General features: G+C 67.2%; 25 protein-coding genes and 4 tRNA genes. 22 read left to right on the top strand and 7 right to left on the bottom strand.

Annotation, left to right across the window (positions count from 1 at the left end; translation table 11 throughout):
- Position 1 precedes the first annotated feature (1 nt).
- The 3 genes from rnc (at position 2) to recO (ending at position 2621) form a co-directional block, all read left to right on the top strand.
- Complete coding sequence (rnc, locus tag AC3WQA_RS03015) at positions 2-661, top strand: ribonuclease III (protein ID WP_492673617.1); 660 nt, start codon at positions 2-4, stop codon at positions 659-661.
- 234 nt (positions 662-895) lie between these two features.
- Complete coding sequence (era, locus tag AC3WQA_RS03010) at positions 896-1828, top strand: GTPase Era (protein WP_492673616.1); 933 nt, start codon at positions 896-898, stop codon at positions 1826-1828.
- Positions 1829-1910: 82 nt separating this feature from the next.
- Positions 1911-2621 carry a DNA repair protein RecO gene (gene recO / locus AC3WQA_RS03005; RefSeq protein ID WP_492673615.1) on the top strand — a complete coding sequence of 237 codons (711 nt, stop codon included), beginning with the start codon at positions 1911-1913 and terminating at the stop codon, positions 2619-2621.
- A gap of 9 nt (positions 2622-2630) precedes the next feature.
- Here the strand turns inward: recO and AC3WQA_RS03000 are convergent, their stop codons facing one another.
- A complete protein-coding gene (locus tag AC3WQA_RS03000) occupies positions 2631-3353 on the bottom strand; it encodes a response regulator (protein ID WP_492673614.1) in 723 nt (240 codons plus the stop codon).
- A 46-nt stretch (positions 3354-3399) separates the two neighbouring features.
- Here AC3WQA_RS03000 and AC3WQA_RS02995 point away from each other — a divergent pair, with 46 nt between their 5' ends.
- The 15 genes from AC3WQA_RS02995 (at position 3400) to AC3WQA_RS02925 (ending at position 15346) form a co-directional block, all read left to right on the top strand.
- Entirely contained in the window at positions 3400-5421 is a 2022-nt protein-coding gene (locus AC3WQA_RS02995; RefSeq protein WP_492673613.1) for a translocation/assembly module TamB domain-containing protein, read from the top strand.
- Between the two features lie 39 nt (positions 5422-5460).
- On the top strand, positions 5461-6063 hold the full coding sequence (locus tag AC3WQA_RS02990; RefSeq protein ID WP_492673612.1) for a YdbL family probable chaperone protein: 603 nt from the start codon (positions 5461-5463) through the stop codon (positions 6061-6063).
- Between the two features lie 62 nt (positions 6064-6125).
- Positions 6126-7475: a 23S rRNA (uracil(1939)-C(5))-methyltransferase RlmD gene (rlmD, locus tag AC3WQA_RS02985; RefSeq protein WP_492673611.1), complete on the top strand. Its 1350-nt coding sequence runs from the start codon at positions 6126-6128 to the stop codon at positions 7473-7475.
- Positions 7476-7539: 64 nt separating this feature from the next.
- Complete coding sequence (locus AC3WQA_RS02980; RefSeq protein WP_492673610.1) at positions 7540-8064, top strand: CYTH domain-containing protein; 525 nt, start codon at positions 7540-7542, stop codon at positions 8062-8064.
- On the top strand, positions 8064-9080 hold the full coding sequence (gene nagZ, locus AC3WQA_RS02975; protein WP_492673609.1) for a beta-N-acetylhexosaminidase: 1017 nt from the start codon (positions 8064-8066) through the stop codon (positions 9078-9080). Before AC3WQA_RS02980 ends, nagZ begins: the two co-directional genes overlap by 1 nt.
- A 2-nt stretch (positions 9081-9082) precedes the next feature.
- Positions 9083-9628, top strand: a complete 546-nt coding sequence (locus AC3WQA_RS02970; RefSeq protein WP_492676310.1) for a hypoxanthine-guanine phosphoribosyltransferase — start codon at positions 9083-9085, stop codon at positions 9626-9628.
- A 65-nt stretch (positions 9629-9693) separates the two neighbouring features.
- Positions 9694-10437: an S-methyl-5'-thioinosine phosphorylase gene (locus tag AC3WQA_RS02965; protein ID WP_492676309.1), complete on the top strand. Its 744-nt coding sequence runs from the start codon at positions 9694-9696 to the stop codon at positions 10435-10437.
- 172 nt (positions 10438-10609) lie between these two features.
- Positions 10610-10816, top strand: coding sequence for a cold-shock protein (locus AC3WQA_RS02960; protein WP_492676308.1), 207 nt, complete (start codon positions 10610-10612; stop codon positions 10814-10816).
- Between the two features lie 311 nt (positions 10817-11127).
- Positions 11128-11904: a 3-deoxy-manno-octulosonate cytidylyltransferase gene (gene kdsB, locus AC3WQA_RS02955; protein WP_492673608.1), complete on the top strand. Its 777-nt coding sequence runs from the start codon at positions 11128-11130 to the stop codon at positions 11902-11904.
- Positions 11901-12365, top strand: a complete 465-nt coding sequence (locus AC3WQA_RS02950; RefSeq protein WP_492673607.1) for a low molecular weight protein-tyrosine-phosphatase — start codon at positions 11901-11903, stop codon at positions 12363-12365. The genes kdsB and AC3WQA_RS02950 overlap by 4 nt, the downstream gene beginning before the upstream one ends.
- A gap of 21 nt (positions 12366-12386) precedes the next feature.
- A complete protein-coding gene (gene uvrC / locus AC3WQA_RS02945) occupies positions 12387-14213 on the top strand; it encodes an excinuclease ABC subunit UvrC (RefSeq protein WP_492673606.1) in 1827 nt (608 codons plus the stop codon).
- A 47-nt stretch (positions 14214-14260) separates the two neighbouring features.
- The gene (pgsA, locus tag AC3WQA_RS02940) at positions 14261-14866 is read left to right on the top strand and encodes a CDP-diacylglycerol--glycerol-3-phosphate 3-phosphatidyltransferase (RefSeq protein ID WP_492673605.1); all 606 of its coding nucleotides are present in this window, start codon (positions 14261-14263) and stop codon (positions 14864-14866) included.
- A 44-nt stretch (positions 14867-14910) separates the two neighbouring features.
- Positions 14911-14986, top strand: a tRNA-Gly gene (locus tag AC3WQA_RS02935).
- A gap of 127 nt (positions 14987-15113) precedes the next feature.
- Positions 15114-15189: transfer RNA gene (locus AC3WQA_RS02930), tRNA-Gly, on the top strand.
- An 83-nt stretch (positions 15190-15272) separates the two neighbouring features.
- Positions 15273-15346: transfer RNA gene (locus AC3WQA_RS02925), tRNA-Cys, on the top strand.
- 203 nt (positions 15347-15549) lie between these two features.
- Here the strand turns inward: AC3WQA_RS02925 and AC3WQA_RS02920 are convergent.
- Positions 15550-15636, bottom strand: a tRNA-Leu gene (locus AC3WQA_RS02920).
- Between the two features lie 194 nt (positions 15637-15830).
- Positions 15831-16025 carry a hypothetical protein gene (locus AC3WQA_RS02915; RefSeq protein WP_492673604.1) on the bottom strand — a complete coding sequence of 65 codons (195 nt, stop codon included), beginning with the start codon at positions 16023-16025 and terminating at the stop codon, positions 15831-15833.
- Between the two features lie 71 nt (positions 16026-16096).
- Between AC3WQA_RS02915 and AC3WQA_RS02910 the strand changes: the two genes are divergently transcribed.
- Positions 16097-16354: a hypothetical protein gene (locus tag AC3WQA_RS02910; protein WP_492673603.1), complete on the top strand. Its 258-nt coding sequence runs from the start codon at positions 16097-16099 to the stop codon at positions 16352-16354.
- A gap of 407 nt (positions 16355-16761) precedes the next feature.
- Complete coding sequence (locus AC3WQA_RS02905) at positions 16762-17415, top strand: response regulator (RefSeq protein ID WP_492673602.1); 654 nt, start codon at positions 16762-16764, stop codon at positions 17413-17415.
- A gap of 97 nt (positions 17416-17512) precedes the next feature.
- On the opposite strand, the gene AC3WQA_RS02900 is transcribed toward AC3WQA_RS02905, so the two are convergent.
- Positions 17513-20548 carry an Rne/Rng family ribonuclease gene (locus tag AC3WQA_RS02900; protein ID WP_492673601.1) on the bottom strand — a complete coding sequence of 1012 codons (3036 nt, stop codon included), beginning with the start codon at positions 20546-20548 and terminating at the stop codon, positions 17513-17515.
- A 345-nt stretch (positions 20549-20893) separates the two neighbouring features.
- Here AC3WQA_RS02900 and AC3WQA_RS02895 point away from each other — a divergent pair, with 345 nt between their 5' ends.
- Positions 20894-21898 (top strand): RluA family pseudouridine synthase, encoded by a 1005-nt coding sequence (locus tag AC3WQA_RS02895; RefSeq protein WP_492673600.1) that lies wholly within the window; start codon positions 20894-20896, stop codon positions 21896-21898.
- 219 nt (positions 21899-22117) lie between these two features.
- Here the strand turns inward: AC3WQA_RS02895 and AC3WQA_RS02890 are convergent, their stop codons facing one another.
- Positions 22118-22459: a 4a-hydroxytetrahydrobiopterin dehydratase gene (locus tag AC3WQA_RS02890; RefSeq protein WP_492673599.1), complete on the bottom strand. Its 342-nt coding sequence runs from the start codon at positions 22457-22459 to the stop codon at positions 22118-22120.
- 149 nt (positions 22460-22608) lie between these two features.
- Between AC3WQA_RS02890 and AC3WQA_RS02885 the strand changes: the two genes are divergently transcribed.
- Positions 22609-23217, top strand: a complete 609-nt coding sequence (locus tag AC3WQA_RS02885) for an NfuA family Fe-S biogenesis protein (RefSeq protein ID WP_492673598.1) — start codon at positions 22609-22611, stop codon at positions 23215-23217.
- A gap of 193 nt (positions 23218-23410) precedes the next feature.
- Here the strand turns inward: AC3WQA_RS02885 and AC3WQA_RS02880 are convergent, their stop codons facing one another.
- Together AC3WQA_RS02880 and AC3WQA_RS02875 are read right to left on the bottom strand one after the other, a co-directional pair.
- A complete protein-coding gene (locus AC3WQA_RS02880) occupies positions 23411-23761 on the bottom strand; it encodes a c-type cytochrome (protein ID WP_492673597.1) in 351 nt (116 codons plus the stop codon).
- 13 nt (positions 23762-23774) lie between these two features.
- A complete protein-coding gene (locus AC3WQA_RS02875) occupies positions 23775-24104 on the bottom strand; it encodes a c-type cytochrome (RefSeq protein WP_492673596.1) in 330 nt (109 codons plus the stop codon).
- Positions 24105-24147 lie beyond the last annotated feature (43 nt).

Here is a 24147-nt window from a genome sequence, read left to right as displayed (position 1 = left end):
TTTGACCCTGAACTACCGCTTCCGCGATCCCGCGCTGGCCGCGCTGGCGCTTACCCACCGCAGCGTCGGCAAGCCCAACAACGAGCGCATGGAGTTTCTCGGCGATGCGCTGCTGGGCGCCTTCGTGGCCGAGATGCTGTACGAGGCGCACCCCAAGGCCAGCGAGGGCGAGCTGTCGCGCCTGCGTGCGCAACTGGTCAACGGCCAGGCGCTGGCGGTGATCGCGCGCGAACTGGAGCTGGGCGATGGCCTGAAGCTTGGCCCGGGCGAACTCAAGAGCGGTGGCTTCCGCCGCGACTCCATCCTCGCCGACGCCTTCGAGGCTTCGCTGGCGGCGGTGTTCCTGGATGGCGGCCTGGAGGCGTGCCGTACCGTGGTGCGTGAGCTGTTCGGCGAACGCATCGCCGCCTTGCAGCGTTCCTCCAAGGACGCCAAGACGCGTCTGCAGGAGTGGCTGCAGGGCAAGGGTTTTGCCTTGCCGCAGTACGAACTCGTCGATACCCGTGGCGAGGATCACGCCAAGATCTTCGACGTGCGTTGCACGGTGGCCGAGCCGGCGGCCTTCGGCGCCGACGCCAGCGGCCCCAGCCGGCGCCAGGCCGAGCAGGATGCCGCCGAGGTCGTGCTGAGCCATCTGCTTGGGCCGGCCCGCGCGGTCTGATGCTTTCCGCGTCGCGCCGGTTCGCCATGGTGCGCACACCGGCGCACTACAATGCGCCACGGAACTTGTGGAACATCCCGCATTCCTGCGGAATGCTTCATCGGCGAGTCCGGTACATGTCCGGACTCGCCGCCGTGAACCAGCCACTGCGTGACTGATCCACAGCCGGCCATGCGTGGCCGGGCTTCGAGTTTGAAAATGCACAAACTCCCACCTTTCGCGAGCCCCACCGACATGGATCATTCCCCCGAACCCGCCGACGTCGCGCTGCCGCACGCCGATTTCCGCTGTGGCGTGGTCGCGCTGGCCGGGCGTCCCAACGTGGGCAAATCGACCTTGCTCAACGCGCTGATCGGCTTTCGCCTCTCCATCGTCAGCCCGCGCCCGCAGACCACCCGCCATCGCATCCTTGGCATCGCCAACAGCGAGGCCGGACAAGTGCTTTACGTGGATACGCCTGGCCTGCACCGTGGCGCCAAGCGGGCGATGAACCGCAGCCTGAACCGCGCCGCGCGCGCCGCGATCAGCGACGTCGAGCTGGTGGTGCAGGTGATCGAGGCCGGTCGCTGGACTGACGAGGACGAGGTGCTGTACGCCGCGCTCACCGAGCAGAAGGTGCCGCGCATCCTGGTCATCAACAAGGTGGACCTGAGCAAGGACAAGGGCGCGTTGTTGCCCTTCGTGGCCGGCTTGGGCGAGAAGCATGCCTACGACGAGATCCACTACGTCAGCGCGCTGAAGAAAAACGGCCTGGCCGAGCTGGGGAAAGCCATTCTTGCCCGCCTGCCGGTGCGCGCACCGATCTACGGCGAGGACGAGATCACCGATCGCAGCGAGCGCTTCCTCGCCGCCGAAATGGTGCGCGAGCAGTTGATGCTGCGGTTGGACCAGGAGCTGCCCTATGCCACCACGGTGGAGATCGAGCAGTTCAACGATCGCCCCGACGGCGTCGCCGAGATCCATGCGGTGATCTGGGTGGAGCGCGACGGCCAGAAGGCCATCGTGATCGGCCAGGGCGGCGCCCAGCTCAAGGCCATCGGCAGCGCCGCGCGTCGCCACATGGAGCATCTGTTCGAGCGCAAGGTGTTCCTCAAGCTGTGGGTGAAGGTGCGCGAGGGCTGGGTGGACGACGAGGCGATGCTGAAGAAGTTCGGCTATACCGATTGAGCGGGAATAGGGGATTGCAAAATAGGGTTGCAGGACGCCCGCTGTGCCAATTCCCTGTTCCCGATTCCTTAGCCTTCAACCCATGCACATCCTCCAGCAACCCGCCTACGTACTGCATGCGCGGCCCTATCGCGAGACATCGCTGTTGCTGGAATGCCTGACCCGCGACCACGGTCGGCTCGGTGTAGTGGCGCGCGGGGTGCGCGGCGAGCGGGCGAAGTTGCGGCGCGCGCAGTTGGAGCCGTTCCAGCCGTTGCTGCTGGACCTGCTGCTGCGCGGTGAGCTGGCCACGTTGACGACGGTCGAGCCGCAAGGCACGGCGGCGCGGCTGGGTGGCGATGCCGCGCTGGCGGGCTTGTATCTCAATGAACTCGTGGTGCGCCTCACCGTGAGGCAGGACGCGCAGCCGGCGTTGTTCGAGGCCTATGCGCAAACCTTGTCGCGGCTTGGCGCGGGCGAGCCACTGGGCTGGACGCTGCGCCGGTTCGAGCGCGACCTGCTGACGGTCATTGGCTACGCCCTGCCATTGCGCCATGTGGCGGATACGGATGAGCCGTTGCGGCCGCAGGCGTTTTACCGCTATGACGCCGAGCGCGGAGCCGTGCCGTGCCCGATGGATACCGTCCACGCCGTGCGCGGCGCTGATCTCTTGGCACTGGCGGCCGACCAGGCGCCAACGGCGAGCGGCCAGGCTGCGCTGCGCCGTCTGATGCGCGAGGTGATCCGCTTTCACCTGGGGGGCGGCGAGCTGCGCGCCTGGCGTGTGCTGGCGGGTTTGCGTCCCGGCCATTGAGTCGCGCGATCAATCGCCAAGCGCCTGCAGCGTGCGCTGCACGGCGTGGCGGAATTGCGCGATGGCGGGGGTCGGTTCGGCCGACGGCGCATCGCGCAGCCGGCGCTGCAACCGCGCCACCGCGCTGGCCAGCGCGGGCGTGCCGCAGAAGCCGCAGGAAGAACGCAGGCGGTGCAGGCGATCTTGCAGTGGCGCCGTGTCATCCCGGCATTGGTCGAGTTCCTGCAACAGCAGGGCCAGCTCGCCGCGCAGCAGTTGGCGCAGCGCCAGCATGGCGGCGGCGTTGCCGCTGGCACGCAGCGCCGCGGCGTCATCCAGTTCGGGTGCCATGCCTGGCAACAGTTGGAGAATGCGTTGGAGCTCGCCGATAGGGCAGGGTTTGCGCAAGGTGTCGGCGAAGCCATGGGCGAGCAGCTCGCGCCGCTGTGTGGCATCCACCTCGGCGGAACTGGCCACGGCCGGGCTGCCGCGGGAGGCCGCCACGGTATCGGCGCGCAGCGCGGCCAGTACCTCGCGCGCGCCGCCGCCGGGCATGCGGCAGTCGAGCAGCAGCAGGTCGAAGGCCTGGTGACGTGCCGCGTGCCGCGCCTGTTCGCCGTCCGCGCAGGTTGTCACCCGTACGCCCAGCGAGCGCAGGGTGTCGCCCAGGTAACGGCAGCTGGCGGGGTCGTCGTCGGCAACCAATACGTGGGGCTGGCAGGGTGGCGTGACGGGGTCAAGCGTGGCTGGCATGACTCGAATCCTTGTCGTTCAGCTGGCTTTGGCAGAATGGCCTGACATGCGCCTGACATCAAGCCACCTGCTGCTGTGCCTTTTCCTGCTGCTCGGCCTGGGGCTGGGGCAGGTGGCGCATGCCGAGGTGACGGTGACCGCGCGCCAGCTCGCGCTGCCTGGCCTGGCGTTCGATGGTTTCGATGCGCGGATCGGCCCCGATCCCGCCGGCGGGCTGCACCTGCGACTGCAGGCGAGCCGGGCCGATATCGCGGCGCTGGGTTGGCGGCGCGTTGGTTTGCGGCTGGAGGGGCGGCTGTGGCGCGATGCGCAGCAACGCTGGTTGTTCGACGGGCGCATCCGCGTGACAGGTGCGCCCGGTAGCGCGGCGGGTGACGCGCAGCTCAGCGGCAGCATCAACGCGGCGGCCGACACTGTGCAGATCGGGCTGCAGCAGGACAAGGCCGTGGCCAGCGTCTGGCTGCCGCTGGATCAGCCCAGCCATGCACAGATCAGCCTGCGGCAACTGCCAGCGGGCTGGTTGCAGGGCCTGCTGGCGCAGGTCTGGTCGGGGCGACTGGGGGCCGGCCGGGTGGATGCCGACCTCGCCTTGGACGTGCGAGACGGGCAGCTGCAGTCGGCGGGGCAGTTCAAGCTGAGCGGACTGGGTTTCGATACGCCCAGCGGCACGTTGGCGGCGCAGGCGCTGGGCGGGGCGGGGCGCTTTGGGCTGGAGCAGTCCGCCGCGGGCACGCGGCTCAACCTGCAGGGTCGCGTGGATGGCGGTGAGCTGCTGGTCGGTGGCCTGTACGCGCTGTTGCCGGCGCACCCGGTGCAACTGGATCTCGGCGCCGAGGTCCGGCGTGGCGCGATCACGCTGGATCGCCTGCGCATCGACGATCCCGATGCCTTGCAGCTGGAGGGCAGCCTGGCGCTGGGGGCGCGCGGCGAGGTACAGCGCTTGCGGCTGGATCGCGTGCATGCCAGTTTCCCGGCCGCCTATGACCGTTATGGTCGTGCCTGGCTGGCCGCGCAGGGCGCGCATGGGCTGCGCACGGCGGGTCATTTGAGCGGCAGCCTCGACTGGCGCAGCGGCGGCGTGCAGGCGTTTGCCTTTGCCACCGACGGCCTGGATGTGGCCGAGCCGGATGGCCGTTTTGCGATGGAGGGGTTGCGTGGCGGCCTGGACTGGGCGGCGCAAGGCGAACGTCCCGCCTCCACGCTGGCGTGGCAGGGCCTGCGCTTTCACCGCCTTGCGCTGGGGCCGGCGCAAACCCGCTGGCAGAGTTTCACCGGCACGCTGGAGTTGCAGCAGCCCTTCGCAGCGCCGCTGTTCAAGGGGCAACTGCACGTAGCCAGCCTCGACTGGCGCCCGAACGCGAGCAAGGCGCAGCGGCTGGCCACCAGTTTCGCCATCAGCGGCGTGGACATGAGCAGTTTCAGCCATGCCCTGGGCTGGCCGGCCTTCCCCGGCACGCTGGCCGGCGCGGTGCCTTCCCTGCGCTGGGTGGGGGATCGCTTCGAATTGGCGGGCGGGTTGTCGGTCAACGTGTTCGGCGGCTTCGTGGATGTCACCGGGCTCTCCCTGCAGCAACCCTTCGGCGTGGCGCCGGTGCTGACCGGCAATATCCGGCTGAGCCAGCTGGATCTGGCGGCGATCACCAGCGTGTTCGATTTTGGCAACATCACCGGCAAGCTGGATGGTCGCATCGACGATTTGCGCCTGGTGAACTGGAGCCCGGTGACGTTCAAGGCCGCGCTGCTCGCCGGTGGTGGTGGCCGGATCAGCCAGCGCGCGGTGAACAACCTCACCAGCGTGGGCGGTGGTGGCATTGCCGGTGGTCTGCAGGGCGCCATGCTCAAATTGTTCAAGACCTTCGGCTACAAACGCATTGGCCTGAGTTGTACGCTGCAGGGCGCGATCTGCGACATGAGCGGTCTGGCGAGCGAAGGCGACGGCTACACGATCCTCGAAGGCAGCGGCCTGCCGCATCTGGAAGTGGTGGGGCATCAGCATCGGGTCGACTGGCCCACCCTGGTGCGCCGCCTGCATGAGGCGATCAATGGCCAGGCGCCAGTGGTGCACTGATAAGGTTGTGGACATCCATTTCCCCAAGGAGAGTCGCTGATGCGCAAGTTCGCCTGCTCCGTGCTGACCATGCTGGCCATCGTGTTGGCGGGCTGCGTCACCATCAACGTGTATTTCCCCGAGGCGGCAGCGCAAAAGGCCGCCGACCAGTTCGTCGGCAGCGTGCTCGACGGTGCGGCGGCCAAGCCGGCGGAAAAGCCGGCCGACAAGCCTGCGCCATCCACCTCCAGCTCGCCCTCGGCCAGCCTGCTCGACCTGCTGATTCCGGCCGCCTATGCCGCCGACACGCCCAACCTCCTGGTGCAGACGCCGGCCGTGCAGGCGATCCAGGCGCGCATGCGCGCGCGCTTCGAGGGCAGCCTGCAGGCGCTGTTCGACAGCGGTGTGGTGGGCTTTACCCGGGACGGCATGGTCGCCATGCGCGATGCCGCCAAGCTGCCGCTGGCCCAGCGCGCGCAGGCCAATGCCGCCGTGGCTGACGAGAACCGCGACCGTGCCGCGTTGTATCGCGAGATCGCCAACGCCAACAATCACCCCGAGTGGGAGGTGCAGGTGCGCACCATTTTCGCCAAGACCTGGGTCGAGCGCGCGCACGACGGCTGGTACTACCAGGACGCTTCCGGCGCGTGGCGGCGCAAGTAGCGGGCGCGGGGCGGGGCAATCGGCGATAATCACCGGTCTGCCTCAGCCCAATCCCGCAGGCCATGTCCCGATCCAATTCACGCAGTCGCGCGCCTGGCGCGGAAATCGAAGCCGACATCACCGCGCTGGCCCATGACGGTCGTGGCGTGGCCCGCATCGACGGCAAGGCCGTGTTCGTGGCCGGTGCGCTCGAGGGCGAGCGGGTGCGCCTGCGCGTGGTGCAGCGGCACCGGCATTTCGACGAGGCGCAAACCACCGAGGTCATGACGGCCTCGCCGCATCGCGTGACGCCCAAATGCGCGCATTTCGGCGTCTGTGGCGGCTGCTCGCTGCAGCATCTGGATGCGGCAGCGCAGATCGAGGCCAAGCAGCGCGTGCTGGCCGAGAACTTCGCCCGCATCGGCAAGGTGGAGCCGCAGCGCTGGCTGGCACCGCTCGCCGACGCACCCTGGGGCTATCGGCGCAAGGGTCGCCTGTCGGTGCGTGCGGTACCCAAGAAAGGCCGCGTGCTGGTGGGTTTCCGTGAGGCGGCCAACCCGCGTTACGTGGCGGATATCCGCCATTGCGACGTGGTGCATCCGGCCATCGGCGAGCGGATCGAGCTGATCGGCGACCTGGTCAGCGCGATGGACGGCGCCGCCAGCATCCCGCAGATCGAATTCGCCGCTGGCGACGATACCGTGGCGCTGGTGTTTCGCCATCTCGAAGCCTTGAGCGAGCGCGACCGCGCGGCGCTTGCGGACTTCGGCCGGCAGCACGGCTTTGCCATCTATCTGCAGCCCGGTGGCCTCAGCAGCGTGCATCCGCTGTGGCCGGAGGCGCCGCGGTTGGCGTTCAGGCTCGCGCCCGGCGGTGGCGCGGATGACGTGGAACTGGAGTTCCAGCCGCTGGACTTCGTGCAGGTCAATGCCGGCATGAACCAGAAGATGATGGCGCACGCGATGGCCCTGCTCGACCCGCAGCCGACCGACCGCGTGCTGGATCTGTTCTGCGGCTTGGGCAATTTCACCCTGCCGATCGCCCGTCGCGTGGCCGCGGTGGTGGGCGTGGAAGGCGAGCACGGCCTGGTCGAGCGCGCCGGCGAGAATGCCGCGCGCAACGGCCTCGCCAACGCGCGTTTCCATGTGGCCAACCTGTTCGAGGATCAGCGCGGCGCCGAGTGGGCGCGGCAGCCTTGGGACAAACTGCTGCTCGACCCGCCGCGCGCCGGCGCCGACAAGGTGCTGGACTACCTGCCGCACCAGGCAACGAAGCGCATCGTCTACGTCTCCTGCCATCCCGCCTCCTTGGCGCGCGACGCCGGCATCCTCGTCAACCAGCACGGTTTCAGGCTCAGCGCGGCGGGGGTGATGGACATGTTCCCGCATACGGCGCACGTCGAGTCCATTGCTTTGTTCGAGCGGTCGGCCTGACCGCGAAGATCAGGCCGGCAGCCATGTGCTGTAGAACGCTATCGAAGGTTGAGAACCGAACCCCATGGGCATCGAAATCGAACGGAAATTCCTGCTGCGCGATGACAGCTGGCGCACGCTGGTCGAGCGCAGCGAGCATCTCGCGCAGGGCTACCTGGTGGGCGCGGCGGCGCTGGCGTCTGGCCATGTGCGCGCTTCGGTGCGGGTGCGGCGGGCCGATGGCGAGGCCTGGCTCAACATCAAGGCCGCGCGGCTGGGCATCGAGCGCGCCGAGTACGACTACGCGATACCGCCGGATGATGCCGACGAACTGCTGGCCACGCTGTGCGACGGCGTGCTGAGCAAGCATCGCCACCATGTCACGGTGGCGGGCACGCTGTTTGAAATCGATGAGTTCCTGGGCGACAACACCGGCCTGCTGGTGGCCGAGGTGGAGCTGCCGCGGGCCGATGCGCCGTTTCCACGCCCGGCGTGGCTGGGCCGCGAGGTGAGCACGCTTGCGCGCTACTACAACGTCAACCTGATCGCGCATCCGTATGCCCGCTGGAGCGCGGCCGAGCGCGACGCCAACGATGGAGCGGATGCCTGATGCTGCTGATTGGCCTGGCCGGGCTTGAAGTCGCCGAACGCGAGCGCGCGTGGCTCACCGCCCCCGGCGTGGCCGGCGTGATCCTGTTCTCGCGCAACTACGCCGACCGCGCGCAGTTGATGGCGCTGTGCGAATCCATCCGCGAGATCGGTGGCGAGCCGCTGTTGATCGCGGTGGATCAGGAAGGTGGCCCGGTGCAGCGTTTCCGCGAAGGATTTACCCGCTTGCCCGCGCTCTCGCGCATCGGCGCGGTGTACGACCGCGACCCTGCGGAGGCGGTGCGCCTGGCCGAGGAGCACGCCTGGGTGATGGCCAGCGAGCTGCGCGCCTCGGGCGTGGATTTCAGCTTTGCGCCGGTGGCGGATCTGGCGCGCGGCAATGCCGCCATCGGTGCGCGTGCCTTCCATGCCGATCCAGCGGTTGGCGCCGAACTCACGGCGGCTTATGTGCGCGGCATGCACCTGGCCGGCATGGCGGCGGTGCTCAAGCACTTTCCCGGGCATGGCTCGGTGGCGGCTGATACGCACAAGGCCGTGGCGGTCGATCCGCGTCCGCTGGAGGCCATCCGTCGCGACGACCTGCGCCCCTTCGTGGAAGGCATGGCTGCCCATGCCGAGGCGGTGATGCTGGCGCACGTGGTCTATCCCGCCGTGGATGCGGCGCCGGCCGGCTATTCGCGGCGGTGGGCGGTCGACATCCTGCGCGGCGAGCTGGGTTTTGCCGGCGCGGCGATCAGCGACGACATCAGCATGGCGGCAGCGGGTAGCATCGGCGGCGTGGCCGAGCGCGTGCGTGGTCATCTGGACGCCGGCTGCGACCTGGTGCTGGCCTGCTTCCCCGAAGTGGTGGACGAAGCCATCGCCGCCGTCGCCCATTGCGTGCCGGCGCATCCCGAGCGGCTGCTTCCGCTGCGCGGCGCCATTGGCGCCAGCTGGGACAGCCTTACCGACAACCCTCAGCGCGACCGCTTCGTCGCGCGCATCACGGCGCTGGACGCCGCACAGGATCAGGCATGAGCATCGAAACCCACCCCTTGAGCGATGCGCTGGCGCACGCCGACCTGCTGCTTGGCCGCGCGGAGATCGAAACTCTGATCACCGGCCTCGGCCAGCGCATCGATGCCGCGCTGGGTGGCGAGCGCGCGGTGTTCCTCACGGTGATGAACGGCGCGTTGATGTTCGCCGGCCAGCTCGCGCTGGCCATCCGCACCGATCTGGAGTTCGACTACGTGCACGCCACCCGCTATCGCGGCGAAACCAGCGGCAGCGAGTTGCACTGGCTGCGCGCGCCGGTGGTGAGCCTGGCCGGTCGCAGCGTGCTGCTGGTGGACGACATCCTGGATGAAGGCCACACGCTGAAAGCCGTGCGCGACGACTGCCTGCGCCGCGGCGCGAAGCGCGTGCTGATCGCCAGCCTGTGCACCAAGGACCATGACCGGGTGGCCGCGGGCATCGCCAGCGACTTCAACGGCGTGGTGCTGCCGGATCGCTACGTGTTCGGCTATGGCATGGATTATCACGAGCAGGGGCGCAACCTGCCGGGGATCTATGCGTTGCGGGATTGAGCGGAACTCGGTAGAGCGTGCCGCGATTTATCGGATGGAATGACACGATGAGCGACGAAGCAGCGATGGGCATTGATTTGGCCGTGATCGGCGGCAGCGGGCTGTACCAGTTTCCCGGCCTGGAAAACGCCGAAAGGCGCGCGGTGGAGACGCCGTTCGGGATCGCCTCCGGCGACGTGGTGCTGGGCGACTTCGCCGGCCGGCGCGTAGCCTTCCTCGCCCGCCACGGCGAGGGCCACAGCTTGCCGCCGCATCGGGTGAACTACCGCGCCAACCTGTGGGCGCTGCACAGCCTCGGCGCACGCAGCGTGGTCGGTGTCAATGCCGTGGGCGGCATCCGCGCCGACATGGGGCCGCGCGCCATCGTGGTGCCGGATCAGGTCATCGATTACACCCATGGCCGTTACACCAGCTTCTGCGATGTCGACGGCGCCGAGGTGAACCACATCGACTTCAGCGAGCCGTATACCGCCGCGCTGCGCCAACGCCTGTTGCAGGGCGCGCACCAGGCCGGCATTGCCGTCATCGACGGCGGCTGCTACGGCGCGACGCAGGGGCCGCGGCTGGAGACCCGCGCCGAGATCGCGCGCATGAAGCGCGACGGCTGCGACCTGGTCGGCATGACCGGCATGCCCGAGGCCGTGCTGGCGCGCGAGCTGGGCCTGGGCTACGCCTGCCTCGCGCTGGTGGCGAACTTCGCCGCCGGTTGCGGCGACGAGGCCGAAATCAGCATCGAGGAGATTTTTGCCCATCTGGCCGCCGCCACTGCCGAGGTGCCGCGCGTGCTGGCAGCGATGCTGCGCCTGTGATGACGCGTTAGCGCGCTAAGGTGTAGCAACACGGCATCCGGCGTGCGGACGCCGCCACGTATTGCGCTTTGCCCTGAAACATGTCGATACTCTCGGGGCACTGTCGTGGCAGGCAGGGGGAGAGTGGGTTCTGCCGGGTGCATTCCTGTCCATGCTTCCAGAGGTTCCAGCAATGCGTTTTGGTACGGTCAAGTGGTTCAACGATGCCAAGGGTTTCGGTTTCATCGCGCCCGAGGACGGTGGGGAGGACGTGTTCGTCCACTTTTCGGCCATCAACTCCAAGGGCTTCCGCAGCCTGCAGGAAGGCCAGCGTGTGAAGTTCGAAGTCACCTCGGGCCCGAAGGGCCAGCAGGCATCGGGCGTCGAAATCGCCGCCTGAGTTTTCGGCCGGCGCCTGTGCCGGCCTGCAGTGGAACACCAAGCCCCGCGTCCTGCGCGGGGCTTTTTGCGTCCGGGGCCGGCGATGGCGACGCGGGTGCCAGGAGCTTGGGTGGTAGAAACATTCGAGGCGAAAAGTCTGCCATGCGAGGGCAGATTTTCGGCGATTCGCCACCCCATAGTGGTTCTATGGAGCAAGAAACAGCGGGAATATGCGCCGCATGGCGAGCTTTGCTGCCCGGATGATTTCTGCCGTCCAAACTCCTAGATTGGGCGAAAATGCCCCATCTCGCCTGACCTGGAACCGAGCCGATGCCGGATACACCGCCTTTCGTCGTCGCCATACCCGCCCGTTACGGCTCCACCCGCCTGCCGGCCAAGCCGCTGCGTGTCATCGCCGGCGTGCCGATGGTGGTGCGTGTGGCGCAGCGCGCCCTGCAAGCCGGCGCGGTCGATGTGGTGGTGGCGACGGACGATGTGCGCATCGCCGAGGCGCTGGCCGGGCAGGGCGTGCGCGTGTGCATGACCCGCGCCGATCATGCTTCGGGCAGCGATCGCCTGGCCGAATGCGCCGCATCGTGCGGCTGGGCCGACGACGCCATCGTGGTGAACCTGCAGGGCGACGAGCCCTTCGCGCCCGCCGCCGGCATCCGCGCGGTGGCGCGTGCGCTGGCCGAGGACGATGCGCCGATGGCGACCCTGGCCACGCCCATCGTCGACGCCCACGAACTGTTCGATGCCAACGTGGTGAAGCTGGTGCGCGACGCGCGCGGCCGCGCGCTGTATTTCAGCCGCGCGCCGCTGCCATGGGCGCGCGATGCGTTTGCCGCCGATCGCGCCAGCCTGCCGGTCAGCGTGCCGTTCCTGCGCCACATCGGTATCTACGCTTACCGCGCGCGCTTTCTGCACCGCTACGCGCAACTCGCGCGCACGCCGCTGGAGCAGGCCGAGTCGCTGGAGCAGTTGCGTGTGCTCGAACACGGGCACGCCATCGCGGTGCGGCTCACCCCCGAGCCCTTCCCGCCGGGCATCGACACCGAGGCCGATCTGCAGCGTGCCGAGGCCTGGCTGGCGAGGCAGGGCCAATGACCCGCATTCTGTTCGTCTGCCTGGGCAATATCTGCCGCTCGCCGTTGGTCGAGGTGGTGGCGCGCACGGCGCTGGCGCAGGCTGGGCTGGATACGGTGGTGGCCTCCTGTGGCACCGGCGACTGGCATGTGGGCGAGGAGGCGGACGCGCGCATGATCGCGGCGGCGCGCGCCGCCGGCCATGACCTCGCCGCGCACCGCGCGCGGCAGTTGTGCGCCGCCGATTACCGCCAGTTCGATCTGCTGCTGGCGATGGATCACGCCAACCTGGCGCAGTTGCGCGAGCGCGCGCCGACGCCGGTGCTGGCGGCGAAAACGGCGTTGTTCCTGGAGTGGGCCGCTGCCGCGCCGCCCGCGGCTTTTCCCGACCCGTGGTATGGCGATGCCGATGCCTTTGCCGCGGCGGTCGCATTGGCCGAACACGCCGTGCCCAGCCTGGTCGCGCGCCTGCGCGGCAGCTGAAACGCCAGCTACAATCGTCGCATGGCCACCGAAACGCCGCCTGCCTTCGACGGCAAGGCCTTCGTCCACACGCTCACCACCGCGCCCGGCGTCTACCGCTACTTCGATGCGGCGGACGAACTGCTCTACGTCGGCAAGGCCAGCAGCCTCAAGAAACGTGTCGGCAGTTATTTCCTGAAGCCGCGCATGGAGCCGCGCATCGCGGCGATGATCGCGCAGATCGCACGTTGCGAAACCACCGTCACGCGCACCGAGGGCGAGGCGCTGCTGCTGGAATCGCAGCTCATCAAGTCGCTCAAACCGCGCTACAACATCATGTTGCGCGACGACAAGAGTTATCCGTACATCCACCTCTCCACCGCCGATGAGTTTCCGCGCCTGGCGCTGCATCGCGGCGCGAAGAACAAGCCGGGCCGTTATTTCGGGCCATATCCCGGCGTGCATGCGGTACGCCAGAGCCTGGATCTCCTGCAGAAGCTGTTCAAGCTGCGCACCTGCGAGGACAGCTATTTCAAGAACCGTACGCGGCCCTGCCTGCTGTACCAGATCGGTCGCTGCAGCGCGCCCTGCGTGGCGCTGATCGACCGGGCCGAGTACGCGCGCGACGTGCGCCACGTGGAGATGTTCCTGGAAGGCCGCAGCAGCGCGGTGATCGACGAGCTGGTGGCTGCGATGGAGGCGGCCAGCCACGCGCTGGACTTCGAGCGTGCGGCGCGGCTGCGCGACCAGATCGCGGCGCTGCGCCAGTTGCAGGCGCAGCACCACGTGCAGGGTGCCAGCGCCGACATGGATGTGCTCGCTTGCCGCATCGAGGCTGGCCAGGCTTGCGTCAGCGTGCTGTTCTTCCGCGATGGCATCAGCCTGGGTACGCGCGACTTCTTCCCGCGCCTGCCGCTGGATGCCGAACCGGCCGACGTGTTGGCGCAGTTCATCGCGCAGTACTACCTCGATCGCCCGGTGCCGCGCGAGCTGGTCCTCGGCGAAACGCTGGCCGACGCGGTGGTGTTGGCCGAGGTGCTGGGCGCCCAGGCCGGCCATGCGGTGGAGTTGAAGAGTCGTGTGCGCAGCGAGCGCGCGCAGTTCCTGCAGATGGCCGAGCGCAATGCGCAGGCGGCGCTCACCCAGCGCCTCGCCAGCCGGCAGACGCTGGGCACGCGCTTCGAGGAGCTGCGCAAGCTGCTGGAGCTGCCCGCGCCGCCCAGGCGCATCGAGTGCTTCGACATCAGCCACACGCGCGGCGAACTCACCGTGGCCTCCTGCGTGGTGTTCGGCCCGGAGGGTGCGGAGAAATCGCATTACCGCCGCTTCAACATCGATGGCATCACGCCCGGCGACGACTACGCCGCCATGCACCAGGCGCTCACCCGGCGCTTCCGCAAGTTGGCCGAAGGCGAGGGCGCCAAACCCGACGTGCTCCTGATCGACGGCGGCCGTGGCCAGGTGGCGCAGGCGCTGGAGGTGCTGGCCGGGCTGGGCGTGGCCGGCATCCACGTGGTGGGCGTGGCCAAGGGGCCGGCGCGGCGCGCGGGCGAGGAAACCCTGATCCTGGTCGACCAGGGCCGCGAGATCCACCCCGGCCCCACCTCGCCGGCGTTGCACCTGGTGGCGGCGGTGCGCGACGAATCGCACCGCTTCGCCATCACCGGCCACCGCAAGCGCCGCGAGAAAGCACGCGAACGCAGCGTGCTGGAGGACGTGCAAGGTGTGGGTGCGCACCGGCGCAGCGCACTGCTCAGGGCCTTCGGTGGCCTGGCCGGCGTGGAAGCGGCCGGCGTGGAGGAGTTGATGCGGGTGAAAGGCATTGATCGAAGCATCGCCCAGCGAATTTACGACGCCCTGCATGGCTGACTCATGGCGCGGCATGCGAAACTGGAGCTTGCTTTCCGGACATGCCCATGCGAATCAACCTTCCCACCTGGCTCACCTTGTTCCGCGTGCTGCTGCTGCCGGTCATGGTGCTGGCGTTCTACCTGCCGTTTCGCGGGCACAACATCACCGCGGCCATTGTGTTCATGCTCGCCGGCTTCACCGATTGGCTGGATGGTTTTCTGGCTCGACGGCTGAATCAGACCTCGGCTTTTGGCGCCTTCCTCGATCCGGTGGCCGACAAGCTGATGGTGGCGGTGACCCTGTTCCTGCTGGTGGAGTCGCACCCCGAAGGCTGGTCCAGCATCGTGATGGCAGTGACTGCGGCGGTGATCGTGGGGCGCGAAATCAGCGTCTCGGCGCTGCGCGAATGGATGGCCGAAATCGGCATGCGCGCCACGGTCAAGGTGGCCTTCATCGGCAAGCTGAAGACCCTGATGCAGATGGTCGCGCTGGTGGTCTTGATCGTGCAGCACGAGAAGGAAGCCAGCGCCCTGCGCCTGTACCACATCGGCGAGGCGCTGCTGGTACTGGCGGGCGTGCTCACCATCTGGTCGGGCCTGCACTATTTGATGGCGGCCTGGCCCAGCCTGCGCGGTGACGCGCCGCCTTTGGCCCCGCACGGCGACGATTGAAGGCTTGACGCGGTGCAATCCCGTATTAGAATGCGCGCTCCCAAGCGGGAATAGCTCAGTTGGTAGAGCACGACCTTGCCAAGGTCGGGGTCGCGAGTTCGAGTCTCGTTTCCCGCTCCAGTTTTTGCACGAAGCCCCGGTTCGCCGGGGCTTCGTCGTTTCCGGGAAAGCTTGCACCGGGCGGAGGGAAGTGCGTGAAGGGGGCTTCACATCCGCTGCATTTCTGCTAGTATTCGCGGCTCACCCAGCGGGAATAGCTCAGTTGGTAGAGCACGACCTTGCCAAGGTCGGGGTCGCGAGTTCGAGTCTCGTTTCCCGCTCCAGTTTTCCTGCAAAACCTCGCGCTGTCGGGGTTTTGTTTTATCCAGTCGATAGCGTTGCTTCGCGAGCGCGACGACCGAACAATGGCCTGGTGGCAGAGTGGTCATGCAGCGGACTGCAAATCCGCGTACGCCGGTTCGATTCCGACCTAGGCCTCCATTGTAAGCAAGCACTCAAGCGCCTCAGGGCGCTTTTTTGTTGCCTCCGAGTTGACCGTTCCATAGGCGAAACCGCGGGTTTCCCACGTGTTTCTAGCGGCTGGCTCGCGTAAGCCTGCACAGTTTCCGATGGCGCGAGATTGCAATGGTGGCGAGCCGGCGCGGGGTACTACACGTGATCCAGCGGGGCGTAATCACAAATGCTGGTGCCCGGAGCGGGGATCGAACCCGCATACCCATGAAGGTGAGGGATTTTAAGTCCCTTGCGTCTACCAGTTTCGCCATCCGGGCAGGGCAGCTACCAAGGTGGCGATAGCTGCAGGCTGTCGGATCGTAGCATGTGCCGGTCGGCTACCGGCTCAAACCCGGTGCGTGGCCGCGGCGCAAATGCAGCACGAGTGCTGGTTGAGCGCCAGCCGAAGCTCGCCGCAGTTGAATAAAGCAACATTCCGTCAGTAATTTTGACGACCTTTGTCGGCGTTGGATCAGCCCTGCGGGTTCATGTCGAGGAAGCGGCGGTTGGTGAGCCGCTCCTTGGAGGTTTCCATGGCGAGGGCGCTGACCCGGTCGTTTGCGAGGCTCGGGGCCGCCCTGTCGGCCGGCATGCGCGCAGCCCGGGACGCACAACTCGCGTAGGCATCGGCTGACAGACGGCGGGCCAGGGCGGTGGCATCGTCCACGCCTGATGGGTAGTGGGTCACTGTTTTCCAGGCTGTCGCCTGCCGTGTTTCGTGTCCATGGGGATGCCTACATGATGCTCGTCTCGCTCAGCCCCACCGCCGCCGGCCTATGGGATGTCCGCCGCAGCAACGTCACGCTGTTCCATGACCTGCCCCTGGCTGGGGCCATCAGGCTGGCACGCGAACTCGCGCGCGATGAACACATGCGCTGCGGGCGTGAGATTTCGGTGGAAATGCCCTGCATCGGCGGCCCGATCCGGCTGGCTCTTTATGAGCGGCGTGTGCTCGATGGGGCGGATGGTTCGTCAGCCGGAGCCGTGTTGATGTGAGAGTCTATGGAGAAATCGCCGGTCTGCTGTGGCCGCCATGCCGCACCCCCGGTGGTGCTCCCACGACGACGTCGGAATTTTTACGGGCACTGGGAGACTGTGACTTTTTCAGCCGCTCAGCCCGGCCATGGATGGCTCGGACGCAAACAGCCGCGCAAGTGGCTGTTTCGCGGAGGCACGTATGGGCACGCAGCAGATGCGCCGATGGAAAATTTCGCAGGAAGTGGAAATTTTCACGGGCGCTGGGTCGTGGCATCGGTGCTGGCCACGCGCATGGCGTCGATGTCGCAGCCACTTGCGTTTTTGCCGCCCAAGCTCCTAGCTTCATGAGCGAGGGAACGCCGTTTTCCGCACGCCGCGAGTGCGCGCGGGCGGGGCTTTGATAACCAAACTGCACAGGGTGCCTAATGATTCAAACCGTATTGATCGACGATCATGAGTTGGTTCGGACGGGGTTTCGCATGATCCTTGGGCAGCAGCCCGGCATCGCCGTCTGCGGGGAGGCGGCCACGGCGGAGGACGGGCTGCGTTTGATCCGCACGCTCAAGCCGGAAGTTGCCTTGGTGGATGTGCACATGCCTGGCATGAGTGGCCTCGAACTCACGGAGCGGGTAACCCGCGCCGAACTGCCTACGCGCATCGTGGTGGTTACAGTCGTGGACGATGGTCGTTTTCCGAAACGTTTGCTCGACGCGGGGGCCTTCGGCTACCTGACCAAGGGATGTTCCGCCGAAGAGCTGGTCACTGCCGTCAGACAGGTGGCTGCTGGACGGCGTTACCTTGCCCCGGCGGTGGCGCAGCAACTGGCGCTGGCCACGCTGGACGGCGTGGGCTCGCCATTCGATACGCTCTCCAGCCGCGAGTTGGAGGTGGCGATGATGCTGGTGCGCGGCAAACCACTGACGATGATTGGTGAGCAGCTCAACCTGAGCCCGAAGACGGTGTCGACCTACAAGCAGCGTCTGATGGAAAAGCTTCGGGTGGAGCATGTGCTTGAACTTGCCCACCTGATGACGAGCCACGGGCTGATCGATTCGCCAAGCCACATGGTGGGTCGTTGACGACTCCGCCGCGCAAGCGGACTTGCGCCAGCTAGTGGAAGGTGCAAAAAAAAAGCCGGGCGACGCCCGGCTTTCTTCGTTTTTCGATCAGCGGAGATCAACCCGCTGGCGTGTCTTCATGGTGGTCTGCCGGCGTATCAGCGGTGCCTTTCGTGCCGGTGGCATCATGCTTGGGCGATGGCGCGGGCTTGGTGGGGCCGTGTCCGAGCAGGTCGCCTTGTAGTGGGGGCGTGGTGGCCGGCGTTGACTCGACGTCTGCCACCGGCTGGTTAACGCTCTCCGTCGCGGGCTCGTATGGCTGGTGTGGCGATTCGGTGGTTGCCGGCAGGATGGTGGCTTGCGCTTGTGCCGGCTGGACATCGTCGGCTGGCGCGGCTTGCGAGGATTCGTCGATCGACACCTCAGGGGCGGTTGCCTTGGGTGGGATCGGCGGCAGTGCCGGCAGGCTGAAGGCTGTGGCAACGGCAGCCGCGAGCGGTGCTTCCGTCAGGATCACGCGCGCTGGTTCGGAGCGTTCGGCCGGTGGTGGAACCGGGCGCGAGGTTACCGGGCGCGGTGCGGCGGCTGGTGCTGGCACGGGCGTCGGCGTGGGGATGGCGATGGCTCCGTCATGGCTGTCGTCGACAGACGGCTCCGGCGTGGCGGCGGCTGGGGCTGCCACCGGCGAAGGTGTGCTGACAGTCGACGGCATGGCTGCGTCGGCATCGTTGCTCTCGTCGTCGCGATCCTCGTCGTCGAGTTCGCGCGACCCGGCGCCCGACTCGCTGCCGGCGGTGTCTTCATGGCGCCGGCGGCGACGACCGCCGCGGCGTCCTCGGCGCCGACGGGTGGCTCCATCAGCCTCGCTGGCGGCCGACTCGCCGACAGGTGACGGCAAGGTCGTTGCGGCGTCCCCGCTTGCCGTCGTTGCCGCGGCAGCGGTGCTGACGAGCGTGGTCAGGGTCAGGCTGGCCTCGTCGCGCGGCTCGCTCGCTTCCAGCTTGGGTGATGCTGCCGTGGGGGCGGCAGCGGTCTGGATTGGCGTCGCGGCCAGCTTGCGCTCGGCGTGATCGTTCTGGCCAAGCTTGCCACTGTCGGGCTTGCCGCCGTCAGACGCACCGCCGCGCGGCAGGCGTTCCGGCTTGGGCGACGGCGCATTGCCTGCCTGGGGCTGACGGTTGCTGCCCTCATTGCCGCGCTGGCGGTTGTTGCGATTGGGTTGTGCCGGGTTCGGCTTGGTCGCGGGCTGCTGGCCTGGCTCGCGGCGCGGTCGGCTGGCATTGCCACTACCTTGGGTGCCGTTGCCTTGGGTGGGGCGGGGGCGTTCGTCGCGGCGCGCCGGCTGGCGGTTGTTGCGCTCCGGCCGTTGGGATGGTTTGCCTTGCGTGTCCTCGGCCGGCTGGCTGGGGGCGGTTGTGTCGCTGCGGAACCAGCCGAATAGGCGGGCGATGATGCCGCCGGCTGGAGCCGGAGCTGGCGCGGCGGCGGGCGTTGCACGGTGATGTGTGCTTGGCGCCGCGGGGGCGGGTGCCGAGGTTTCCTCGCGAACCGGCGCTGGCGTGGCAGGCACGATGCCGCTGACAGCGGGCTGTTCGCTGCTGCCTAGGGCCTGGCCCATCTTCGGCAGCGGGGTGGCGTCGACTGCCGTGAGGCGTTCGTAGCTGGGCTTGCTGTGCTCGCCCATGTCCGCTTCCTTGATCCGCTGGATCTGGATGTGTGGGGTCTGCAGTTTTTCGTCGGCCACGATCACCACGTGCGCCTTGTGGCGCAGTTCGATCTCGACCACGCTGGCGCGCTTTTCGTTGACCAGGAAGTTGGCCACCGAGGTCGGAGCCTGCACCAGCACCTGGCCGGTGTTGTCCTTCATTGCGTGCTCTTCGATCAGGCGCAGCGTGGACAGACCCAGCGATTCCACACCGCGGATCACGCCATGACCTTCGCACCGTGGGCAGACGACCTGGGTGGCTTCGCCGAGGGAGGGGCGCAGGCGCTGACGCGACAGCTCCAGCAGGCCGAAGCGCGAGATGCGGCCCACTTGCACGCGGGCGCGATCGAAGCGCAGCGCGTCTTTGAGCTTTTCTTCCACTTCGCGCTGATGGCGCGGGCTGTCCATGTCGATGAAGTCGATCACGATCAGGCCGCCAGCGTCACGGATGCGGCACTGGCGGGCGATCTCCACCGCGGCTTCGAGGTTGGTGTTGAACGCCGTTTCCTCGATGTCCGAACCCTTGGTCGCCTTGGCCGAGTTGATGTCGATGGCGGTGAGCGCCTCGGTCTGGTCGATCACGATGGAGCCGCCCGATGGCAGCCGCACCTGGCGGTCGAACGCGCTGTCGATCTGGCTCTCGATCTGGTAGCGGGAAAACAGCGGGGTGTCGTCCTTGTACAGCTTGAGCTTGCGCAGCGAGGTGGGCATCACCTGCTGCATGAACTCGCGGGCGTCCTCGTACAGGGATTCCTCGTCGATCAGGATTTCGCCGATGTCGCTGCGCAGGTAGTCGCGCAGGGCGCGGATGAACAGCTTGGACTCCTGGTAGATCAGGAACGGCGCCTTGCGTGCGCTGGCGGCTTCGGAAATCGAGCGCCACAGGGTGAGCAGGTAGTCCAGATCCCACTGCAATTCTTCGGCATCGCGACCGAGGCCGGCGGTGCGCACGATCAGGCCCACGTCGTCGGGCACGGTGACGTGCTCCAGGGCCTCCTTCAGCGCCTGCCGATCCTCGCCCTCGATCCGGCGCGAGACGCCGCCGGCCTTCGGGTTGTTCGGCATCAGCACCATGTAGCGGCCAGCCAGCGAGATGAAGGTGGTCAGCGCGGCGCCCTTGTTGCCGCGTTCTTCCTTCTCGACCTGGACGACGACTTCCTGGCCTTCCTTCAGCAGCTCGCGGATGCTGGCCTTGTGCGGATTCAGCCCCGGCGTGAAGTATTGCTCGGCGATTTCCTTTAGCGGCAGAAAGCCATGGCGCTCGGCGCCGTATTCGACGAAGCAGGCTTCCAGCGATTGCTCGACGCGAGTGATCCGGCCTTTGTAGATGTTGGCCTTTTTCTGTTCGCGGGAGGGGATTTCGATGTCGAGATCGTAGAGGGTCTGGCCATCGACGATGGCCACGCGCAACTCTTCACGCTGAGTTGCGTTGATCAACATGCGCTTCATTGTAGTTTTCCTCGGCTCGCCGCGCGTCGCGCGCCACGGTGGCGCCGGAATGGCGGCCTGCCGTGGATCGCGCCGCTGCGGTGGAGCGGCTCATGTGACGGCGCCGTTCCCGGCGCCCGGATGTTCGGTTTGCCGCACCAGTCGCGCCCCAACCCAACGGGCTTCGGACAAACGACAGCCCGAACCGTTACGATGAAAGGGAGTCGCAACCGCTGCCCGGGGGTCAGGTCTTTGGGCAGTCGGCGCAATCCTCGCCGGCGTGACGGGCGGGGCCCCGGCCCGAATCAGTCTCGGCGGGCAGGGAATGGCGCCCCCCGAGTATCCCATTTCGACAGGTTTTTTTCAATGCAGACGGCAACTTCCCGTGACGTACCTCAGGGTGTGCGTCAGGTCGCGGTCGGCCCCGAACGGGACGGCCAACGGATCGACAATGCGCTGGCGACCCTGCTCAAAGGCGTGCCGAAAAGCATGATCTACCGCCTGCTGCGTACTGGCCAAGTACGCGTGAATGGCAAGCGGGCGAAGCCGGATACGCGGCTAAATGACGGCGATATGCTGCGAATTCCGCCGATCCGTCAGGCTGAACCCGGCGAAGTGCGTGTGGCACCCGAGGCCATGGTGGCTTCGGTGGCCGAGGCGGTGATCTTCGAGGACAAACACTTCCTGGTGATCGACAAGCCCTCGGGCATCGCCAGCCACGGTGGTAGCGGGGTGAGCCACGGCGCCATCGAGCTGCTGCGTGCGGCGCGCCCGCATGAAGCGCTGGAACTGGTGCACCGGCTGGATCGCGACACCAGCGGCGTGCTGGTGCTGTCCAAGTCCCGCGCGGGGCTGGTGGGCCTGCAGGCGGCGATCCGTGCCGGTGATGTCACCAAACAGTACCTGTGCCTGATGGTCGGTCATCCGTCCAAGGCCAAGTTCGACGTCAATGCGCCGCTGCGCAAGTTCGCCCTGCAGGGCGGCGAGCGCATGGTACGGGTGAGCGAGGATGGCAAGCCCGCGCTGACCTTCTTCCGCGAGATGGATCAATACCCCGGCGCCCGCCTGATGCAGGCCACGCTGGGCACCGGGCGCACCCATCAGATCCGCGTGCATGCCGCCCACGTCGGCCATCCGCTGGCGGGTGATCCCAAGTACGGCGACCGCGAGATGAACAAGCGTTTCCGTGAGATGGGGCTGCACCGGTTGTTCCTGCACGCAGCGCATCTCAGTTTCGAGCTGGAAGGGCGCCTGTACAGCTTTTCCGCGCCGCTGCCGGACGACCTGAAAACCTTCCTCGACGTGCTGGCGGTGAAAGGGCGGCACCTGCCGTACATTCAGGCCGCCGCCAAGGAAAGAAACGGCCGCTGAGAGTTCGTGGCATGCAAACCCGCAGTCTGGCCATGAGGAGGTCGTGAAGCGCTCTCGTCGGTGGCCGGCTCGCTCCGGACGCGTGCGGACACATCCTTCAGGAACGGGTTTGGCCAGCCGGAGGCTGGCCCGGGGAGCACGCGTCAGGAAAGCGGCGTGCCCGTGCGCCGGACGCATGGGCAGGGAGTGAGGGCTTCACGGACACGGGGCGGCTTCGCTTCAGCGGGCCAATAGTGCCTCGACCCTGGCTGCGCAGATGATGTCGTTGAGCGAGAGTCCGCCCACATCATGGGTCGACCACAAAAGTTGGCAGTGGCCGTAGCCCGCTTCGATGTCGGGGTGGTGATCTTCGTGATTGGCCATGAAGCCCACCGCGTTGATGAAACCGAGCGTGTGGCGAAAATCCGGGAAGCGAAAATCCTTGACGATGGCGCGGCCGTCCGCCGAGGGCGTCCAGCCGGGCAGGAGTGGCAGCAGCTCGGCGAGCTGATCCTTGCCCAGGGCGTGCCCTGGCCCCTTGCGCGGTTGGCAGTGCTGGTTGGCGAAATCGTGGATGTTCATGCGTGGCTCCAGAAGGCGGGCGAGGCGCGCAGGGTCGAAGCTTGGCGCGCAAAAGTCAAAGCCTGCGGCCCGGCATGAAACCGTACTAAAATGGTGCGGATTCGGCGGGCGCGGCCAGTCGCGCGCCACAACCATGGTTCGGGTGCAGCATGATCGAGATTTCCCAGAGCGCGCAGGCGCACTTCCTCCACCTGCTGGAGATGCAGCAGAGCGATGGCCTCGGCATCCGCGTGCATGTCACTGAACCGGGCACGCCGGCAGCCAATTGCGAGCTGGAGTTCTGCGAACCGGGCGAGCTGACTGGCGACGAGTGGACGATCGAGTGCGTGGGCTTCGAGTTCCACGTCGACGGCGCCAGCGCGCCGTGGCTGCAGGGTGCCAGCATCGACTTCGAACCCACCAAGACCGGCGGCCTGCTCAATATCCGTGCGCCGAAGATCAAGGGCGAGGTGCCTGGCGTGGAAGCGGGCATGATCGAGCGCGTGCGCTTCGTGATCGAGTCGGAGATCAATCCCAAGCTGGCCTCGCACAGCGGCCGCGTCACCCTGTTGGAGATCGAGGCCAACGGCGTGGTGGTGCTGCAGTTCGGTGGCGGTTGCCACGGCTGCGGCATGGTCGACGTCACGCTCAAGCAGGGCGTGGAAAAGACCTTGATGGAGATGGTGCCGGAAGTGACCGCGGTGCGCGACGCCACTGATCACAGCGACGGCAAGAAACCCTACTACAAGAAACACGAAGGGCAGTCGGCGATGGGTTGAGTCCGCGGCCGGGACTTGCGGGCAGCCTTGATCGCGCGGGTTGAATGGGCGGGCATTTGCGGCCGCACTGTCCGGACTCTTGCGATCGTCCTCGATCGCGGAGATCAAACGGGCGACCGCCCGTGGCCGCACTGCCCGAAACGGAAAGCCCGCCGGGAGGCGGGCTTTCCGTTTCGGGCGAGGCGAGGGTAGATCAGTCGCCCTGGATGTGCCCCTTCAGCGTGTCGAGCTTGGTCGGCAGGCTGGAGAAGTAGGCGGCGACGTCCTCGATGTCCTGCTCCGAGAGCGTGGCTGCCATGCCCTTCATGATCGGGTTGCTGCGTTCGCCGTTCTTGTATTCGTGCAGCACTTGCTGGATGTATTCGTTGTACTGGCCGGCGAGGCGCGGGTATTGCGGATCGACCGCGTTGCCGTCGCTGCCGTGGCAGGCGAAGCAGGCGGCGGCCTTGGTCTTGCCGTTGGCCGCATTGCCGCTGGCGAGGGTGGGCGTGGAGGCCAGCGCCAGCAGGGCGGCCAGCGTGAACAGGGAAATTGCGCGTGACATGCGTGATCCTCGATTACTTGAGCGGCGTGAGGCTGGACAGGTAGGCGGCAATGTCCTGGATGTTCTGCTCGGACAGGCTCTGCGCCTGCGCCACCATGGTCGGGAAGCTGCGCCCGCCGTTCTTGTATTCGTTCAGCGCGTTGACGAGGTACGACTCGTTCTGCCCGGCGATCCGCGGTACCGGATAGTTGGGATAGGCGTTGGTGTAGCCGGGTACGCCGTGGCAACCGGCGCAGGTGTAGACCAGCGTACGGCCTGCGGCCTTGTTTCCTTCAGCGTGTGCGCTGGCGGTGGCCAGCAAGGCGGCACTCGCCGCAAGGCCCAGCAATTGCAATCGAATCATCGAGACTTCCCCAAGTGCGGCGTGGATGCGGAATCTGTGCGGC

It is taken from the genome of Rhodanobacter sp. FW106-PBR-R2A-2-24 (assembly GCF_058789615.1).
This window is presented reverse-complemented; position numbering and strand designations above follow the sequence as displayed.

Bases quoted from the DNA above. Each gene is read 5' to 3' on its own strand.
- era (WP_492673616.1), top strand. From the start codon at position 896: ATGGATCATTCCCCCGAACCCGCCGACGTCGCGCTGCCGCACGCCGAT.
- recO (WP_492673615.1), top strand. From the start codon at position 1,911: ATGCACATCCTCCAGCAACCCGCCTACGTACTGCATGCGCGGCCCTAT.
- AC3WQA_RS03000 (WP_492673614.1), bottom strand. From the start codon at position 3,353: ATGCCAGCCACGCTTGACCCCGTCACGCCACCCTGCCAGCCCCACGTA.
- AC3WQA_RS02995 (WP_492673613.1), top strand. From the start codon at position 3,400: ATGCGCCTGACATCAAGCCACCTGCTGCTGTGCCTTTTCCTGCTGCTC.
- AC3WQA_RS02990 (WP_492673612.1), top strand. From the start codon at position 5,461: ATGCGCAAGTTCGCCTGCTCCGTGCTGACCATGCTGGCCATCGTGTTG.
- rlmD (WP_492673611.1), top strand. From the start codon at position 6,126: ATGTCCCGATCCAATTCACGCAGTCGCGCGCCTGGCGCGGAAATCGAA.
- AC3WQA_RS02980 (WP_492673610.1), top strand. From the start codon at position 7,540: ATGGGCATCGAAATCGAACGGAAATTCCTGCTGCGCGATGACAGCTGG.
- nagZ (WP_492673609.1), top strand. From the start codon at position 8,064: ATGCTGCTGATTGGCCTGGCCGGGCTTGAAGTCGCCGAACGCGAGCGC.
- AC3WQA_RS02965 (WP_492676309.1), top strand. From the start codon at position 9,694: ATGGGCATTGATTTGGCCGTGATCGGCGGCAGCGGGCTGTACCAGTTT.
- AC3WQA_RS02960 (WP_492676308.1), top strand. From the start codon at position 10,610: ATGCGTTTTGGTACGGTCAAGTGGTTCAACGATGCCAAGGGTTTCGGT.
- kdsB (WP_492673608.1), top strand. From the start codon at position 11,128: ATGCCGGATACACCGCCTTTCGTCGTCGCCATACCCGCCCGTTACGGC.
- AC3WQA_RS02950 (WP_492673607.1), top strand. From the start codon at position 11,901: ATGACCCGCATTCTGTTCGTCTGCCTGGGCAATATCTGCCGCTCGCCG.
- uvrC (WP_492673606.1), top strand. From the start codon at position 12,387: ATGGCCACCGAAACGCCGCCTGCCTTCGACGGCAAGGCCTTCGTCCAC.
- pgsA (WP_492673605.1), top strand. From the start codon at position 14,261: ATGCGAATCAACCTTCCCACCTGGCTCACCTTGTTCCGCGTGCTGCTG.
- AC3WQA_RS02910 (WP_492673603.1), top strand. From the start codon at position 16,097: ATGATGCTCGTCTCGCTCAGCCCCACCGCCGCCGGCCTATGGGATGTC.
- AC3WQA_RS02905 (WP_492673602.1), top strand. From the start codon at position 16,762: ATGATTCAAACCGTATTGATCGACGATCATGAGTTGGTTCGGACGGGG.
- AC3WQA_RS02900 (WP_492673601.1), bottom strand. From the start codon at position 20,548: ATGAAGCGCATGTTGATCAACGCAACTCAGCGTGAAGAGTTGCGCGTG.
- AC3WQA_RS02895 (WP_492673600.1), top strand. From the start codon at position 20,894: ATGCAGACGGCAACTTCCCGTGACGTACCTCAGGGTGTGCGTCAGGTC.
- AC3WQA_RS02890 (WP_492673599.1), bottom strand. From the start codon at position 22,459: ATGAACATCCACGATTTCGCCAACCAGCACTGCCAACCGCGCAAGGGG.
- AC3WQA_RS02885 (WP_492673598.1), top strand. From the start codon at position 22,609: ATGATCGAGATTTCCCAGAGCGCGCAGGCGCACTTCCTCCACCTGCTG.
- AC3WQA_RS02880 (WP_492673597.1), bottom strand. From the start codon at position 23,761: ATGTCACGCGCAATTTCCCTGTTCACGCTGGCCGCCCTGCTGGCGCTG.
- AC3WQA_RS02875 (WP_492673596.1), bottom strand. From the start codon at position 24,104: ATGATTCGATTGCAATTGCTGGGCCTTGCGGCGAGTGCCGCCTTGCTG.